This is a genomic window from Pedobacter sp. NO84 (assembly GCF_059703915.1).
In genome coordinates this window covers 1,315,104-1,331,543 of record NZ_AP046575.1, presented here as the reverse complement: position 1 = coordinate 1,331,543, position 16,440 = coordinate 1,315,104, and the positions used below count along the sequence as shown (strand labels likewise).

Annotated in this window: 16 protein-coding genes and 1 tRNA gene; 13 read left to right on the top strand and 4 right to left on the bottom strand. The window is 37.4% G+C overall.

The genetic code is table 11. The features are described 5' to 3' along the window. Positions 1-120: 120 nt before the first annotated feature. From AC6H0V_RS05835 to AC6H0V_RS05810, 6 genes are all read left to right on the top strand, one after another. Positions 121-1,566: a circularly permuted type 2 ATP-grasp protein gene (locus AC6H0V_RS05835; protein ID WP_497562776.1), complete on the top strand. Its 1,446-nt coding sequence runs from the start codon at positions 121-123 to the stop codon at positions 1,564-1,566. An 85-nt stretch (positions 1,567-1,651) separates the two neighbouring features. After that, complete coding sequence (locus AC6H0V_RS05830; protein ID WP_497562775.1) at positions 1,652-2,578, top strand: alpha-E domain-containing protein; 927 nt, start codon at positions 1,652-1,654, stop codon at positions 2,576-2,578. Positions 2,579-2,670: 92 nt separating this feature from the next. Then, positions 2,671-3,645 (top strand): transglutaminase family protein, encoded by a 975-nt coding sequence (locus AC6H0V_RS05825; protein WP_497562774.1) that lies wholly within the window; start codon positions 2,671-2,673, stop codon positions 3,643-3,645. 196 nt (positions 3,646-3,841) lie between these two features. After that, a complete protein-coding gene (locus AC6H0V_RS05820; RefSeq protein ID WP_497562773.1) occupies positions 3,842-5,686 on the top strand; it encodes a DNA topoisomerase in 1,845 nt (614 codons plus the stop codon). A gap of 99 nt (positions 5,687-5,785) precedes the next feature. Further along, the gene (locus tag AC6H0V_RS05815) at positions 5,786-6,364 is read left to right on the top strand and encodes a PAS domain-containing protein (RefSeq protein ID WP_497562772.1); all 579 of its coding nucleotides are present in this window, start codon (positions 5,786-5,788) and stop codon (positions 6,362-6,364) included. 138 nt (positions 6,365-6,502) lie between these two features. Beyond that, positions 6,503-7,525 carry a S66 peptidase family protein gene (locus AC6H0V_RS05810; RefSeq protein WP_497562771.1) on the top strand — a complete coding sequence of 341 codons (1,023 nt, stop codon included), beginning with the start codon at positions 6,503-6,505 and terminating at the stop codon, positions 7,523-7,525. A 121-nt stretch (positions 7,526-7,646) separates the two neighbouring features. Here AC6H0V_RS05810 and AC6H0V_RS05805 read toward each other — a convergent pair whose 3' ends face one another. Beyond that, positions 7,647-8,468 (bottom strand): MBL fold metallo-hydrolase, encoded by an 822-nt coding sequence (locus tag AC6H0V_RS05805; RefSeq protein ID WP_497562770.1) that lies wholly within the window; start codon positions 8,466-8,468, stop codon positions 7,647-7,649. A gap of 198 nt (positions 8,469-8,666) precedes the next feature. On the opposite strand from AC6H0V_RS05805, the gene AC6H0V_RS05800 reads away from it, so the two are divergent. The 4 genes from AC6H0V_RS05800 to AC6H0V_RS05785 all read left to right on the top strand — a co-directional run bounded on the left by AC6H0V_RS05800 (position 8,667) and on the right by AC6H0V_RS05785 (position 10,242). After that, complete coding sequence (locus AC6H0V_RS05800) at positions 8,667-9,062, top strand: cupin domain-containing protein (RefSeq protein WP_497562769.1); 396 nt, start codon at positions 8,667-8,669, stop codon at positions 9,060-9,062. A 180-nt stretch (positions 9,063-9,242) separates the two neighbouring features. Further along, on the top strand, positions 9,243-9,422 hold the full coding sequence (locus AC6H0V_RS05795) for a BF3379 family histone-like protein (protein ID WP_497562768.1): 180 nt from the start codon (positions 9,243-9,245) through the stop codon (positions 9,420-9,422). 161 nt (positions 9,423-9,583) lie between these two features. Next, positions 9,584-9,895: a hypothetical protein gene (locus AC6H0V_RS05790; protein ID WP_497562767.1), complete on the top strand. Its 312-nt coding sequence runs from the start codon at positions 9,584-9,586 to the stop codon at positions 9,893-9,895. 116 nt (positions 9,896-10,011) lie between these two features. Next, positions 10,012-10,242, top strand: coding sequence for a hypothetical protein (locus AC6H0V_RS05785; protein WP_497562766.1), 231 nt, complete (start codon positions 10,012-10,014; stop codon positions 10,240-10,242). Between the two features lie 9 nt (positions 10,243-10,251). Here the strand turns inward: AC6H0V_RS05785 and AC6H0V_RS05780 are convergent, their stop codons facing one another. Next, on the bottom strand, positions 10,252-10,512 hold the full coding sequence (locus AC6H0V_RS05780; RefSeq protein WP_497562765.1) for a hypothetical protein: 261 nt from the start codon (positions 10,510-10,512) through the stop codon (positions 10,252-10,254). 181 nt (positions 10,513-10,693) lie between these two features. On the opposite strand from AC6H0V_RS05780, the gene AC6H0V_RS05775 reads away from it, so the two are divergent. Further along, positions 10,694-11,899 (top strand): erythromycin esterase family protein, encoded by a 1,206-nt coding sequence (locus AC6H0V_RS05775; protein ID WP_497562764.1) that lies wholly within the window; start codon positions 10,694-10,696, stop codon positions 11,897-11,899. Between the two features lie 188 nt (positions 11,900-12,087). Here AC6H0V_RS05775 and AC6H0V_RS05770 read toward each other — a convergent pair. Beyond that, positions 12,088-12,160, bottom strand: a tRNA-Lys gene (locus AC6H0V_RS05770). Positions 12,161-12,381: 221 nt separating this feature from the next. Between AC6H0V_RS05770 and AC6H0V_RS05765 the strand changes: the two genes are divergently transcribed. After that, positions 12,382-13,425 (top strand): NAD(P)-dependent alcohol dehydrogenase, encoded by a 1,044-nt coding sequence (locus AC6H0V_RS05765; RefSeq protein ID WP_497562763.1) that lies wholly within the window; start codon positions 12,382-12,384, stop codon positions 13,423-13,425. 64 nt (positions 13,426-13,489) lie between these two features. Beyond that, on the top strand, positions 13,490-13,684 hold the full coding sequence (locus tag AC6H0V_RS05760) for a YtxH domain-containing protein (protein ID WP_497562762.1): 195 nt from the start codon (positions 13,490-13,492) through the stop codon (positions 13,682-13,684). 204 nt (positions 13,685-13,888) lie between these two features. Here AC6H0V_RS05760 and AC6H0V_RS05755 read toward each other — a convergent pair whose 3' ends face one another. Further along, positions 13,889-16,312: a TonB-dependent receptor domain-containing protein gene (locus AC6H0V_RS05755; protein ID WP_497562761.1), complete on the bottom strand. Its 2,424-nt coding sequence runs from the start codon at positions 16,310-16,312 to the stop codon at positions 13,889-13,891. Positions 16,313-16,440 lie beyond the last annotated feature (128 nt).

Sequence of the window (16,440 nt, the reverse complement as noted above, 5' to 3'; positions counted from 1 at the left end):
ATTCGGCCGATAGAATTTTCTGATATTCCCTATTTTTTATCCTATTTTATGAGTAATTTCTTTTAAATAGTGTTATTATTATAAAAAATTAGAGTTTTTGTTTGTATTTTAATCAGAGATATGGAGAATATAGAATATTTTAAGAAATATCAAACAATAGATGGGGTTTTTGATGAGATGAAAGTGGCCCAAGAGGTTAGAAAACACTATGATTCCTTCATGGCTGCTTTTCAAAATATTGATGCTGCAGAAATGACCCTCAAAGATGAGCTGGCGAAGAAACTTTTTTTAACTCAGGGTATAACATTTACTGTATATAGTAGTGGAGAAGGGATCGAGAAAATTTTTCCTTTTGATATCTATCCTAGAATTATTCAGGCCACAGAGTGGGATTTTATAGAACGCGGCATCAAGCAGCGTTTAAAAGCCTTAAATATTTTCTTAAAAGACGTCTACCATCAGCAATTTATCATTAAAGATGGAATTATTCCTGCGGCGCTGATTTATTCAAGTCCTAACTACCTTCGAGAAATGATGAATGTAGATGTTCCTTTCGATATCTATACCCATATCAGCGGCATCGATCTTATCCGTGATCATGATGGCTCTTACTATGTATTAGAAGATAATCTTCGAACCCCATCTGGCGTAAGCTACATGTTAGAAAACAGAAACATCAGCTATCGTTTGTTCCCCAATCTTATCCCCGCCAATAAAGTAAGGCCGGTTAACGATTATCCTGACCTGTTAATGAAAAATCTGTTAGGCTTGGGAAACAGACATACCAGTAGGCCCACGGTGGTGTTGTTAACGCCCGGGATTTATAATTCTGCTTACTTTGAACATACCACCTTGGCCAGATTAATGGGCATTGAACTGGTAGAGGGAAGAGATCTCGTTGTTGACAACCACAAAGTATATATGCGCACAACAAAAGGCTATAAAAAAGTGGATGTCATATACCGTAGAGTAGATGATGAATTTTTAGACCCTTTAATATTTAGGCCTGATAGCATGCTAGGAGTACCTGGTATTTATCATGCCTATAGAAAAGGAAATGTAGCTATTGTTAACGCAATGGGAAATGGCGTGGCCGATGATAAGGCAATTTACGCCTATGTACCTGACATGATCAAATATTACTTAAACGAAGAACCCATCCTTAAAAATGTGCCCACCTATCGGATGGAGAATGTTGACGAGCGAGAATATACGTTAAAAAATCTCAATAACATGGTGGTTAAACGCACCAATGAAAGTGGTGGTTACGGTATGCTGATCGGAAACATCGCGAGTGATCAGGAATTGAAAGAATTTAGTGAAGAAATTGTAAAATCACCCAGACAATTTATTGCTCAGCCAATCATTAGCCTTTCCTCAGCCCCATGCTATATTGATGGAAAATTACAGCCAAGGAGGGTTGATTTAAGGCCCTTCGCACTGAGTGGACCAGATGGAATTGAAATTGTACCTGGCGGATTAACGCGTGTTGCACTAAAAGAAGGGTCTATAGTGGTAAATTCATCACAAGGTGGAGGGAGTAAAGATACTTGGGTGGTAGACTAGAGAATTGCGATACACGTTTGGGGTTAGGCGATTAGAACGCCAAACTCTCAACGCTTAGCGCCTAACAAACAAAAGAACAACGAATATGCTGAGTAGAGTTGCAGAGAACATATTTTGGATGAGCCGTTACATGGAGCGTACCAATGTACAATTAAGAATTTTAAGGACGTATTATATTGCTTCGCAAGATGGTGTTCCGTTTGTTAAATGGGATGATGTATTTAGTTATTATAACCATGGAAAAGCGCCAGAGCAAACCATGAGTGCTAATGAAGTGCTTCAATTTATCTTGTTTGATAAAGAAAACGATAGCTCTGTAGTAAACAATATTTTTAGGGCACGAGAAAATGCTCGAAGCGCCCAAGATCACATCACAAAAGAACTGTGGCAATGCTTAAACGATTATTATCACTTGATCAGGGATACGGGCTTACAAAAGCAGGTTTTTAAAGGAGATCCGGTTACCATTTTCGATCAACTGATCAGACAGTGCATGTTGTATTACGGTGTAGTTGATGTTTCGATGTTTAGGAGCGAAGGCTTCAATTATTTAAACATCGGTAAATTTATCGAAAGGTTATTACAGTGTATAACTGCACTAAAAATGCAGATAAGTCGCACAAATGGTTTGATATCAGACAGTTTAGATATTGTAAGTTGGCGCTATTTTTTGGTATCTATATCTGGATATGAGTATTATTTGAAGGCAAATTCTGGGGCGGTAAAGGCTGATCTAATTTTTAAACAGGTACTTTATGAAAGGGATTTCCCACATTCTATTGCCTATGGCCTAAAGCAATTGAACCGGTATTCACAGCGATTAAAACAAGATAGTCTGGAAGAAAGCTTCAATAAAATAGAATTTGCTATTGGTAAGGCAGCCGCAATCCTAAAGTACAATAGCCCGGGATCAGATACCGATGCCCAACTTGTGCTATTAAATTCTATAGAAGATAATATAATGAATATCGTTCAGTCCTTAAATCAGTATTATTTTGGCATATCAAGCTAATCAATTTCTCCCGATAACTATAAGGATGGCAGTTTTCAGTTCACCCATTAACCTTCCGATAGCTATCGGGATAACCATATAACCCAATCCAAATGCCTACATACCACGTTAAACACACCACTAAATACATTTATTCCTCAGCGGTAATCGATAGTGCAAACCAGATTATCTTAAGTCCGCCATCGGATAATTATCAAGACATCATTAAACACGAGATTAAAATAAGGCCAACGGGCATTGTAGATAGTTATTTTGATTATTTTGGGAACAAAGTAGGGGTTTTTAGTATAGTTGAACCTCATACTGATCTCGTGATCACCGTTGAGGCCGAAGTAGAGACCAAACCCGTACCTATCCCGTCAGACTTTTGGTCGGCAAAAAGCCAATGGGAAAGCATTGATAAAATTAGTCTGGAAGTAGACTATTTGGATTTTGTAAAGTTCGGCAACTATCAGTCGCTATCAGCCATTAAAAGTGCGATTTCTACTATTGCCAATAGGGAAAAAACGGTTTTAGAATCAGTGAAGGCACTTTCATCTTATGTTTTTGATCAGATTACTTATCAACAAGGGGTAACAGATGTTGAAACAGATATAGATACGATTTGGGAATTGAAAGCAGGCGTTTGCCAGGATTTTGCCCACCTGCTGTTAGAAATGTTAAGGATATCAGCCATTCCCGCAAGGTATGTAAGTGGTTACATCTGTCCGATGGGAAATGAACTGAGAGGAATTGGAGCTACACATGCGTGGGTTGAGGCCTACATTCCAGATTATGGGTGGATGGGGATAGATCCCACCAATAATTGCTTGGTTAGTGATAGACACATCCGCATTGCTTTTGGCCGAAATTTTAACGATTGTACTCCAGTGAAGGGAACTTATAAAGGTTCTTTCGCGCATACATTAACCGTAGCTGTGGTGATTACGAACGAAAAAATTAAAGCCGAAGAAGAATTGGCGATGCAACAAGCTCCAGTATATGTTCAGGAAACCGTTGAACCCATTGTCCTAACCAATTCTTATCAGAAATTTATCGAAATGCAACAACAGCAACAGCAGCAGTAGGAGTTTGGAGTTTTCAGTTTTCAGTTTCAACGCCCACAATTGTCATCCTGAGCGTAGTCGAAGGACGGTGTAATCATCCGCGAAGCGTTATTAAATCAATCTATGTAATCATCCGAGAAGCGTGGTGTTGATATCTTCTTTCCCCTGGTATCAATCTTTTTAGGTTATTTAGCGTTCTAAAAATCTAGCCTCAAAGATGAAAATTATAATTGCCGAGAAACCTTCTGTTGGACGTGAATTGGCCAAAGTATTTGGTGCTACCACTAGAAAAGATGGGTATATTGAAGGGAAGGACTATTCGTTTACATGGGCTTTTGGACATCTGTTACAACTTGCACCTCCGCAGGAATATGGTTTTATTGGTTGGCGTAGACAGCATTTACCAATGTTGCCGGCAAAATTTAAACTTTCTATTCGAAAAATTAAAAGCAAGGATGGTTTTATTGAGGATCCAGGGGTAAGAAAACAATTGGATGTTATTAAAAAACTCTTTGATGAGGCCACAGAAATTATTGTTGCTACAGATGCCGGACGAGAGGGGGAGCTTATTTTTAGGTATATCTATTACTTTCTTAAATGCAAAAAACCTTTCAAAAGACTGTGGATTTCATCACAAACCGATGAAGCAATTAAGGACGGATTCAGGAATCTAAAACCTGGAACAGATTACGATACCTTATTTAATTCGGCACATTGTAGGTCAGAATCTGATTGGTTGGTTGGCATGAATGCAACGCAAGCTTTAAGTATTTCGGCAGGATCAAAAAGTGTACTTTCTTTAGGCAGGGTCCAAACGCCCACCTTAGCAATGATTTGTGCCAGGTTTCTAGAAAGTAAAAATTTTGTTCCCCAAACCTATTATCAAATTAGTATCCAGTTAGATAAAGCCGGACAATTGTTCAAGGCAATCTCAATCACTAATTTTAAAACACAGTTTGAGGCACAAGAAGTTTTCGATAAAGTGGAAGATGTTGCGTCGGGATTTGCAATGGGCGCCCAAGTTAACGCAGTAGAAGCGAAACCTAGAAAAGAACCGCCACCATTGCTGCATGATCTAAGCAGTCTGCAACAAGAAGCGAATAAAAAAAATGGATTTACGGCTGATCAGACACTAAATTTATTGCAAAATCTATACGAAAGCAAACTAGTTTCCTATCCCCGTACCAGCAGCCGATATATTGGCGATGATGTGTTTGCAAACGTGCCGAAATTGATCTCTACATTTATCGATCATCCAGAGTTTGCTAAACAGGCTTTTTTTTTGCAATCTGCTGTGCTCAATAAAAGAAGTGTAAATGCAAAGAAGGTAACAGATCACCATGCTATTTTGCCAACGGGCGAAAAACCTTACAATTTAAGCAAAGACCATCAAGCCGTATATGATATGGTTGCTGGAAGGATGTTAGAAGCGTTTCACCAGGAATGTCTAAAAGAAATAACTAAAATCACCATAAAATCGGGTTCGCTATTCATCGCAAACGGCACTGTTATCCGTTCTGCGGGATGGAGATCCGTATTTAATGAAGCTGATGAAGATAAAAAAGATGAGGATAACCCCTCGCTGCCCAAGGTAGCTGTTGGAGAAATGCTGCCGATCACAGAAAAAATCTTGCTCGAAAAGCAAACGAAACCTAAACCTTTGTACAATGAAGCATCGTTGCTTAAGGCGCTAGAAACCTCAGGTAAAGAAATTGAAGATGAGGAACTCCGCTATGCAATGAAAGATAGTGGATTAGGTACGCCTGCAACTCGTGCAGCCATTATAGAAACCCTATTAACGCGTGAATACATTATACGTGATAAACGTAACCTGGTTCCAACCCACAAGGGACTTGCCGTTTATGAGGTGGTGAAAGATAAAAAGATTGCCCAAGCAGAATTAACTGGTCAATGGGAAAAACGGCTAGAAGAAATTCGTTCAGGAGCCTCGGTAGCCGATTTTAAAGCAGAAATTGCCGATTATACCAAAACGATCACACAAGAATTGTTAGTGGCAGGAGTAGGGCTATCTAAACAACTCGATACCGCAGTATTAGGATAGCTAATTAGGAATCATAATCATTTCAAACAAAGCGCCGTAAACTTGGTTACCTACATACAAGTCACCTAGGTTCCATTTTTAATTTTAATTGCTTGTACGATGATAGGTAGTGATGATTTTGAAAGCATAAAAGCGCTATTCGCTAATTCAAAAACTTTTTACTTAATAGCTGTAAACATGGATAGCAACTATGCTTACCTTAATGATCACTATGCAAATGCATTTAAAAACTGCCACGTAGAGCTGCTCGGGAAGCATTATTCAATTACTATCCATGAAGAAGATATAGGAATTTGTGGTATAGTTGCTGAAGAATGCTTTAAACATCCCGATCAGATTTTTCCAGCCACTATCAGGAAGCACAACGGGGAAGGCGGGTACATAGCCACCCAATGGGATTATAAAGCCATGTTTGATAACAATTCAGAACCTCTGGGAATATTTTGTATCGGGTATGATATTACTGAATTTATGAAGAATGCGGCGGCTCTCTCTCAATTAGAACATATGAAATCGCACGTTATCAGAAAACCAATCGCCAACTTAATGGGATTGATAGATGTGATAAAAACAATGCCTTTGAGCTTAGAATTGACCAATATTGTTCAAATGCTTGATTTAAGTGCAAGTGAATTAGACCAAGCGCTAAGGGATAGGTCGCGAAAGAGCCTAAACTAACATCGCTTTGTACTTTTTTAGCCAATAGGTGTACTATGTTTCTTTGTGGTTATTATTATCTTAGCCTTGGATTATGCTGAGCAAACCTTTGATTAGGTTTATGCACTAGCAAGAGCCCGTCAAAGTTAACCGTGTGACATGAACCGCAAATATTTTCTTTCCCTTATTCCTGCTTCTCTGCTTATAAACCCGCTTAAAAGTTCGGCTGCTGTTAATCTTCTCACAGAAAGTCCGAAGCGCGCTAAAATCCCTCCTTACCTTTTACCGGGAGACACCATTGGTATTACCTGTCCGGCAGGGTACATCACCCAAGAAGAAATTGAGCCCTCGGTAATCCAAATGAAAAGTTGGGGATTTAATGTAATTGTTGGTAAAACTGTAGGAGCAAAAGATTTTACTTTCGGCGGCACAGATTTAGAACGCTTAACAGATATGCAGCAGATGTTGGATGATCCAACCATTAAGGCAATCATGTGTGCAAGAGGGGGCTATGGAGCAGTTAGAATTATCGATCAACTAAATTTCGGTAAGTTTATCACATCGCCTAAATGGCTGATTGGTTTTAGTGACATTACCATTTTTCATTGCCATATCAATACCAATTATCATATTGCCACCCTCCATTCTAAAATGTGTAATAGTTTTCCGTCCAATTGGTCAATGGCCGAGCCCATTCAGGTAGAAACCATTAATTCGATCCAGCAGGCGCTGAAAGGAGAACCAATGAGCTATCGGGCTCCATCCCATGAGAGAAACAAACTAGGTACGGTAACGGCAGAGCTAATAGGAGGCAATTTACGTTGTATCGAAAACATGGCAGGAAGCAGATCGGAGATAGAGACGGAAGGAAAAATATTATTTGTAGAAGATACGGGGGAGGAATTGTACAGTGTAGACCGTATGTTTTATAATCTGAAAAGAAGTGGCAAATTAAAGAGGCTAAAAGGATTAATTATTGGGGGATTTAAGCTTAAATCAGATGAGGATGGCAGTTTTGGAAGAACCTTGGTGGATATTGTACTTGATGTAACCAGAGAATATGCTTATCCCATTTGCTTTGATTTCCCCGTAGGCCACCAAAAAGCAAATTTCGCACTTAAATGTGGGGTTAAGCATAGGCTTGAAGTGGGAGCAGGGGGGACAAAGCTTGAAGAGGCGTAGCGAATAGCGTTTGGCGTTAAGCGCTGTTGGATTCAAAGATTAACATTACGAATAGGTAGTCTGTCAGGCTGAGCGTAGTCGAAGCCAAAAGTGAATTTAAAGGAATTAAAGCTTGACTTTCTTAGTTGCACCAATGGTTGGTGTTTTCATCCACGCCAAACGCTCCACGGCTCACGCTCTCCTCTATAAAATAAACCGGTGTTTCTTGAAGCCTTGACGCCACGATGATTTCGGTTCCATCGGCATGCGTGTTAAATAGTTCACTTACCAGGTCTGGGCAGTTGTTATCTTTGCTTAAATGGGATAAAAAGAGGTGGCTCATCTTGCTCGACTTATGCATCATGAATAAAGCTAGTGCTTGTTTGTTTGATAAATGGCCGTTACCACTCCTGATTCGATTTTTTAAAAAATAGGGATATCGGCCCTTTTCTAGCATTTCATCATCATAGTTAGCTTCCAAGAATGCCGCATTGCACAATTTAAAATTATTAATCACGTGGGTACAATGATCGCCTATGTCTGTAAATACACCAACAGTAACGCCTTTACAGCATACGATAAAACTATGGGGCTCTGCAGCGTCATGTTTTTTAGGAAAGGCAATAATTTTTAAATTTCCGAGGAGTATTGGCGTATATGCAGTAAATGAGTTGATAAGGTGGTATGGAAGCTGTTGTTTTCCTCCTATTAAAGTATGATGCGTGATGTAAACCGGAACTTGGTATTTTTTAGCAAGTACGGGTAAGCCGCGAATATGGTCGCTGTGCTCATGGGATATAAAAATAGCCTTTACCTTGTCCATACTTAACGAAAGTCGCTGTAAACGCGTTTCCGTTTCTTTGCATGATAATCCAACATCAACTAAAATAGCTTCATCATCATTACCAATGTAAAAACAATTGCCATTACTGCCTGTATTTAATGAAGTGATAAATAGTGCCATTAAATACAAAGGAACTGATTTTATAATATCTCCTCAATATTACTTATAAACATTATGTGGTTAACTGTTTAACTAGGTAGATGAAGATTAAACCCCTTAATTAACCTATCAACCAGTTACACAATTAACCAATTAAGCAATTAACCTATAGTTGAAACAACTTTCCCTTATTTCTGTTTTTTTAGTTAAATTAGACTTATGGAATTCAAACACAATAATGCTACACCACAACGTCCAGAAGGCGCACGGATATTAGATGCAGGAATTATCCCGATTAATATTCCAAAGTATATAGCGCAGATTAAACAAGAAGAAGCCTACGGCAAAAACGGGAAAAATGCGATTACTGTTTATAAATCTGAAACCGTAACCATTACCATCGTAGCCCTTAAACAGGGAGAAAGCATTAGACCTGGAAATGATAAAGAGGAAGCCCAGATGAGTTTACAGGTAATAAGTGGTAATTTATTTTTCGAAAGTTTAGGTAATGAGGTTTCGTTAAATGATGGGGAATTGATTACTCTTCACCAACTATTATCGTTTAAGGCCGAGGCATTAAGTGATAGTATTTGCCTATTAACCATGATTAAATAGGTTTTAACCATGTTTTTCCACGCTATTTTTAATTAAACCGTTTTTCGCTAACAAATTGCGATTCAGGCTTTTTAGCAAAAAAGTGGCTTTATGTACTTGAAAAAGCAATTATAAATATTTTAAATCTACTTGTTTATTGGGTTTAAATGATATATTTGAAATCAAATTAAAACTAAAAACATGGAAAAATTCTCAAAAGTTAAAGAAGTAATTGCTGCGATTGAAGCAGATGCAGAAAAATTTTATAATGGTGGCAATGCAGCAGCAGGTACAAGAGTACGTAAAGCAATGCAAGACCTTAAAGGTTTGGCACAAGATATCCGTACTGAAGTAACCACTAAGAAAAATTCGGGTAAATAGGCTTTTGAGCTAAAGATTAAAAGAGACTTGCTTAGGCAGGTCTTTTTTTTTGGAGCAGCCCTACGCTTTACGCTTAGCTCTCAACGCTGAACGCTTCGCTCATCCCTTGGATTTTAGCAAATTTTTGTACATTTAGCACATAATACTAATGGCAGATAAAAATGATCTCAGTAAAGGTAAACTATACGGTTAGACCCGAATTTGTAAATCGAAATTGCGTAAATATCAGCGCTTTTTTAGCAGACTTTAAGAAACTAACTTCATTAAATTTTTTATACAATGTGTACTTACAAGAAGATGGGGTTACTTTTTTACATATGGCCATGTATGAAAATGAAAAGGTACAACAAGAAATTCTAAACGTACCTTCCTTTCTGCAATTTCAAAAAGAACGTGATGAAAGTGGACTAAACGATAGTCAAACCATAGAAAAGTTAAAGTTAATCGGTTCTTCTCTAGGGGTATTGTCTTAGTTAGTTAAGCACAAAGTGGCTAGCCCAGGTAAAATTTAAAGGTATGTTAACTCAATGTTAACAAAACTTAATGATAACGTAATATTGGGTTAACATGAAGTCCATACATTCATGGTATGAATTATCCCGTATTTATTTTCCATGAATTGGTGCTTAGATTTTCGGATATCAATCGAGGCATCGGTAGGTACATCTCCAGTACCATTGAGAACGGTGAGTGCCTAATAAGAACTACCAGTGGCAAAATCAAGATTACTTTAGGCTTGCTCGAAAAGCAGTATTATGATCCAAAACAAATTTCGAAAGAAGAACTGCAGCAACTTGCTAGTGGGTTTCAGGTAGAATAATGAATTCCGCTAAGCTTTTGTGTGTACTTCCTTAGCAGACTGATTGTTTAGTGCGGTAGTCGTTAATGATGGATCAACTGGTTTTGACGCCATTTTTGAGAGCTTTTTAGAAAGTTGCCCAGCATTTTTTTTGATCAGCTTTGCTACTTTTTTATTTTCAACAAAATTAACCGCTATCGGTTCTAAAGCGCTGATGATTTTGGTGGTAAGTTCTACTTTTGCTAATTTTCTTGCTTCTTTTCTAATTTCTTTCTGTTTCTTCTTTTTCATGAGCTTAAATTTTTTCCAAAGCTATGTTATTACTCCATTATGTTTATATTATGTTTATGTTAAGTAGACATTCGCATTTAACATAAGGGTCTTAACTCACTCAGCGGGTTAAAGACAAAAGTTTTTTCAACATTTTGATAGCGGCTACTTTAACAGTAGCTTTATAATCCAAAATTTTACGATGAAATCCATATTCTTCCTCAGTTTACTTTCTTTTTGCCTTTTTAGTATATGCGTGCAAGGTCAGAATAAGCCAATAACCGTTTATCCATTCCAATTTTCATATCTACAAAACGAATCGTCAGATTGGTTAAATATCTTAGGAGATAAACTAAATAATACCGAAATTATTGGTCTTGGAGAAGTTACGCATGGCACAATGGAAACTTTCCGCATTAAAAATAAACTAATACAATATCTTATAGAGAAAAAGGGATTTCGGATGTTGATTTTAGAATATGCAGATCCACAATTGCGCGTTTTGGATAACTATCTTTCTGATAATTCAAGAAATGACCCGAAGAGTCTGGATTCGCTTTATAATAAAACGTTTTCATCTAGTGGGCAAAGGTCTACATTAAACAATACAGATTTTAGAGAGCTGTTTATTTGGTTAAAGGGTTATAATCTAAACCATCCGCAAGACATGGTTTCTTTTAGAGGTATGGATATTTCAGTAGAATGGGGCACTTTTTGGAACGGCTGGATGAACGAAAGTTCTAAGAAAAGTATTCGTGATGTTTACGGCAGACGTGACCTTACCCTAGATGAGTCTAAGGATGTCATTAGCAATTGGTATCAACTAGAAAAACAAAAGTTTAAAGATAGTCTAAATGAAAAATCTTTCCACTTACTTGAAATGGATGTCAGAAATTATATGGAATATTTTAAATATATTAAAAATGGCGAGAATAATAACATCTCCATGATCAGGCTGCGTGATAGTCTGATGAGTGAAAATATTATGCAAATAAAAAATAAAAAAGCCATTATACATGCCCATAACTTACATGTTAGCAATTCGGGCTTTAGTGCTGCACAATGGAATGCTAAAATGTTGGGCAATTATTTAAGAGATAGGTATGGTGAGAAATATTATATCATACTAACAGATTTCTCTGTGTCTGCTGATGTAAACATATTTTCAAAACCACATAACTTTAGCGTTAAAACATTTCAGAGCAACCCTAAAACACTATCCTATATCCTTAATAACAAATTTAATATAAGTGAGGGTTTAGTATTTGATGAAGACCTTCAAAGTATGGGCGATATTAAATTAAACAATATAGGATTGACAGGTGACAGGTTGCTTATTTCCGCTCCGCCAAAATCTTTTAATGCACTAATTTTTTTTAAAAATCTATCTCCGTCTTTATTAAGATAATTAATTTAGAAGATAGCTCAACCTCTACAAGTATCATAAGCTACCAAAAAAATGTGATGTTAAACGTCGTGGTGCCGATGGAATTTCCCTCAACTGCCCGCCTGACGAATAGGGATGGCCCTCAGGATAAACCTCTCATCACCGGGTTAAAACAAAAACACCTCTTCATTTGCATAAAGAGGTGCTTGTGATCCCGCTGGGATTCGAACCCAGGACCACTACATTAAAAGTGTAATGCTCTACCAGCTGAGCTACGGAATCATTCCTTTTGTTTAAGGAGGTGCAAATATAGAAATTAAAATGTATTTGCTGAATTTTTTATGAAAAAAGTTGTGACAATGTTTTTTAGGCTGATCAATCCTTATACACTATTAAACTAATGGCTAATAAGCTTTGATATTTGTAATTAACGTGCAATACTTTTGTACTAGCCTTTTCAATTGATAAGGTTATGATAACTTTACCTTACAAAACTAAAAACGATGATAGAAACTAAAGGATATGCTGCACAAAGCCCTGAAACAGATTTAGCGCCTTGGCAATTCGAACGCAGAGAAGTAGGCCCACACGATGTTCAGATTGAAATATTATATTGTGGAGTTTGCCACAGTGATCTCCACCAAATTAAAAACGATTGGTTTCCTGGCATATTTCCGATGGTACCAGGCCACGAAATTGTAGGAAAGATTATAAAAGTGGGCGGTCATGTTAAAAATTTTAAAGTAGATGATATCGCAGGCGTTGGATGTATGGTTGATTCATGCCAGGTTTGTGATAATTGCGTTGAGGATTTAGAACAATATTGCTTCGAAGGAAATACCCAAACCTACAATGACAAAGGAAGAGACGGAGTTCCAACTTACGGAGGCTATTCAAATACCATTGTAGTTCGTGAAGAATTTGTATTGCACATTTCAGAAAAATTATCGCTTGCCGCAACAGCTCCACTATTATGTGCTGGAATTACTACCTATTCGCCATTAAGACACTGGAAAGTAGGCAAAGGCCATAAACTAGCGGTTTTAGGGCTAGGCGGATTAGGGCACATGGCAGTTAAGTTTGGCGTTGCGTTTGGCGCTGATGTAACCGTATTGAGCACCTCAGCATCGAAAGAACAAGCCGCTAAAGACTTAGGAGCCCATCACTTTGTGGTAACTACCGATGCAGAGCAGGTTAAAGCAGTGGCAAATACCTTCGATTTTATTCTTGATACTGTTTCTGCAGAGCATGATATGAATATGTATTTATCACTCCTTAAAACAAACGGAGTTCATATTTGCGTAGGTGTACCCTCAGAGCAATATGCCATCCACCCATTTTCATTAATCGGAGGAAGAAAAAGCGTAGCAGGATCTGGTATTGGAGGCATAGCCGAAACTCAGGAAATGCTTGATTTCTGTGCAGAGAACAATATTGTTTCTGATATTGAAATGATCGATATTAAAGACATTACCGAAGCCTATGCTCGAATGATCAAAGGTGATGTAAGGTATCGCTTTGTAATCGATATCAAAACGTTAGGTTAATTTTAAATTAATAAAAACATTTTATACCATTAGCTGTTCAATTAAAAAATTAAACACATCAACTATGGGATTTATAAAATCAGCGTTAATTGGAGCCGCAGTATACGGAGCCATTAAATATATTACTAAGAAAGACGAACTAACAGGCAGATCTATTGTAGATGATCTTGTTGAAAAAGCTCCTGAATGGATTGATCAGGCTAAAGGATACAAAAGAGATCTTGAGAATAAATTCAATGCCGTAGACGGAGAATATTAGAATATAAGTTGTAAAACGAAAAAGAGGTCGCCAAAAGTGACCTCTTTTTTATGTTGCACAAACTTGAATTAACCACCTAAGAGATCTCAGACGCCCCAGTTTTACCCCCAGTTCGTCATTCAGATGCTCTCGAAGACCAGGTTAAAACCTTAGAAGATTAGTCAACTGAAAACTGAATACTACAAACTCCAAACTAAATACTAGCTATTTAATCCTTCCATTTTCATTTTCCAGGGCCGAATTTCTGGCACGAGGCCCTTTTACCGTTGCATCCGCAAATTTATAAGAGAAATTTAAACGGATCTGTCTCGTTTCATAATAGGCATAATTACGCATGTAAAAGCCTTCAAAATTTTGTTGCGAACTCGATTTGCTTCCCTTATAGATGTCGCTATAAATTAAGCGCAATGTAGCCCTTTTGCTTAGAAGGCTGCGCTGTAATCCCAAATCAAGAGTGTGCGTAGCATCCATTACTTCATTTGCACCAATTAAACGCTTAGAATTATAGGTGTTAAACAACTCGCCCGTAACTTTAAAAGGGAGCTTAAATGTTTGTTGGAGGCTAATTCTACCCGCGTTTTGGGTTAAGTTAAAATTCCGATATTGATCAAATACAATCTGGTTCTGCAGTCGGTAAAGCGTACCGTTTAATGTAATATCCCACCATTTTGTGGGTGTTATGAGCTGTGTCAGCGTTAAGGAATAATTTTGTTGCCTGCCCACGTTCTTTGGAATAAGCACAATTTTATTTACATCGATCGTATCTGTGATATTAGCCTTAAAATTAGTCGTATAGGCGTAATTAAGACCAATGATGGTAGTGCTTTTATGCACATACAACAGATTTACACGATGGCTTAACTGAGGCTTTAAAAATGGATTGCCAGACCAAAAAGAAAGTTCGTCCAGTAAATAAACAAAAGGATTGAGATCTTGGTAAGCCGGACGGTCTATTCGTCGTGAATAACCAAAGGATAGGTTATGGTTTTTATTCCATTTAACAGATACGCTTGCAGAAGGAAAAAGATTGATATAGCTTCTTTTAATATTTTCTGACTTTTCAGCTCCGCTTAGTTGATAAGATAAGGCGCCATTAGACGTCGTATTCTCTAATCTTAAACCAGCTTGTACTACCCAATTTCCAATAGGTTTTTTGTAATTGGTATAAGCCGAAGCAATTTCTTCTTTAAAGTTAAATTGGTTAGATTTTCGTTCATCCAATGATTCTAAAGTGGAGAGTACATGGTAAAATTTCGAATCATTAAATGTGGCGATCGAAGAGTATTTAGCACCAGTTTCCAGTTTTCCCTTCCATAAATTAGCGGCATAATCCACTTTGATTGCATTTAGATCAATGCTTGCGCCATTAATGGTGCGGTAAATGTTTTCGTTTAATAGTTGTTGTTGAACATTGGTATAGCGGTTGTTTTGAAGGTTTTTATTGTCTTTTTGATAATAACCATAATCTGCATCAATGTTAAAAACATGCCCTAATGTATCTTCATATTTATAATTTACGTTCGCATTGTAGCGCTGGGTCTTTTGATAATAATAATCGTTTATGGCATCGAGATTTTGTTGGAGGTTCGTGAGTTGCGTATGGGTATCCGTAAGTCCGCCACCAAAAATAAAATTGCCCGAAAGTAGGATTCCGAGGGTATTTTTACCATCCAAGCTATAATCCATTCCCAATCTACTCCCCATTTTCTTTCTTTTATCGGTATCATCGGTATCGCTGATATAATTGGAGCCACCTTGCATCCGATCTGACCCATAGAGATATTTATAATTTCCGATAAAATGATTGTAACTGCCAAAAACATTCACCTTATCTTTGCGATAATTAAAGGACAAATCCTGATTTTGCTTAATTAATTCTCCATAGGTTAATCCAGTGGTTAGATTTCCATTAAAGCCTTTTATGGTTGATTTCGAGGTCTTTATATTGATGAGGCCTGCAGTTCCGGCAGCATCATATTTTGCTGAAGGACTGGTTACAATTTCTATAGATTTTATTTGCGAAGACGGCATCGATCTTAAGAGATCGGCAATTTCTTTACTCGACAGGTAGGTTTGCTTTCCATCCAATAAAATCATGGCACCAGATTTTCCGTTTAGTGAGATAGATTCATTGTTATCAACGAATACTCCGGGGGCTTTCTTAAGTACATCCAACGCATTTGAACCTTGTGCACTGATGGTTTTGGATACGTTAAAAACTAAGGTATTGCCATCCAGGGTAACTGGATTTTGTTTCGACTCGACCACAACTTCATTTAAATTCTTGGTATCGTTTAATAAGGTAATTGTACCAAAATCTTTAACAATGGGATCAAATAGGGCAGAGATATAGGTCTTGAATCCAGTATGCGTAACCTTTAACTTATATTTAACTTTCACGGCTATAGAAAATTGAAACTGCCCCTCATTATTGCTTAAGGTCATTGCGAGCTGAGATTCTTTTTCATCTAGCAGCAGTACCGTTGCTTCAGCAAGGCCATTCTTATTATCGTTAACAATTTTTCCTTGAATAGCTATTTTAACCTGGGCCAACGCAAAATTTATCGGGACAACTAAATGAACCAGTAGAATAAAAGCAATTAATTTACTATGCTTTATTTTGAGCATTTTTGCAGGTTTGTGAGGTTTTACTAATATGATTATAAATAATTAATCTACAAAATTTGTATGATTATTATTTGAGACATTAAAAATCCATAAGGATAATTTCAATTCACGCAAAAAGCCGCATTGCG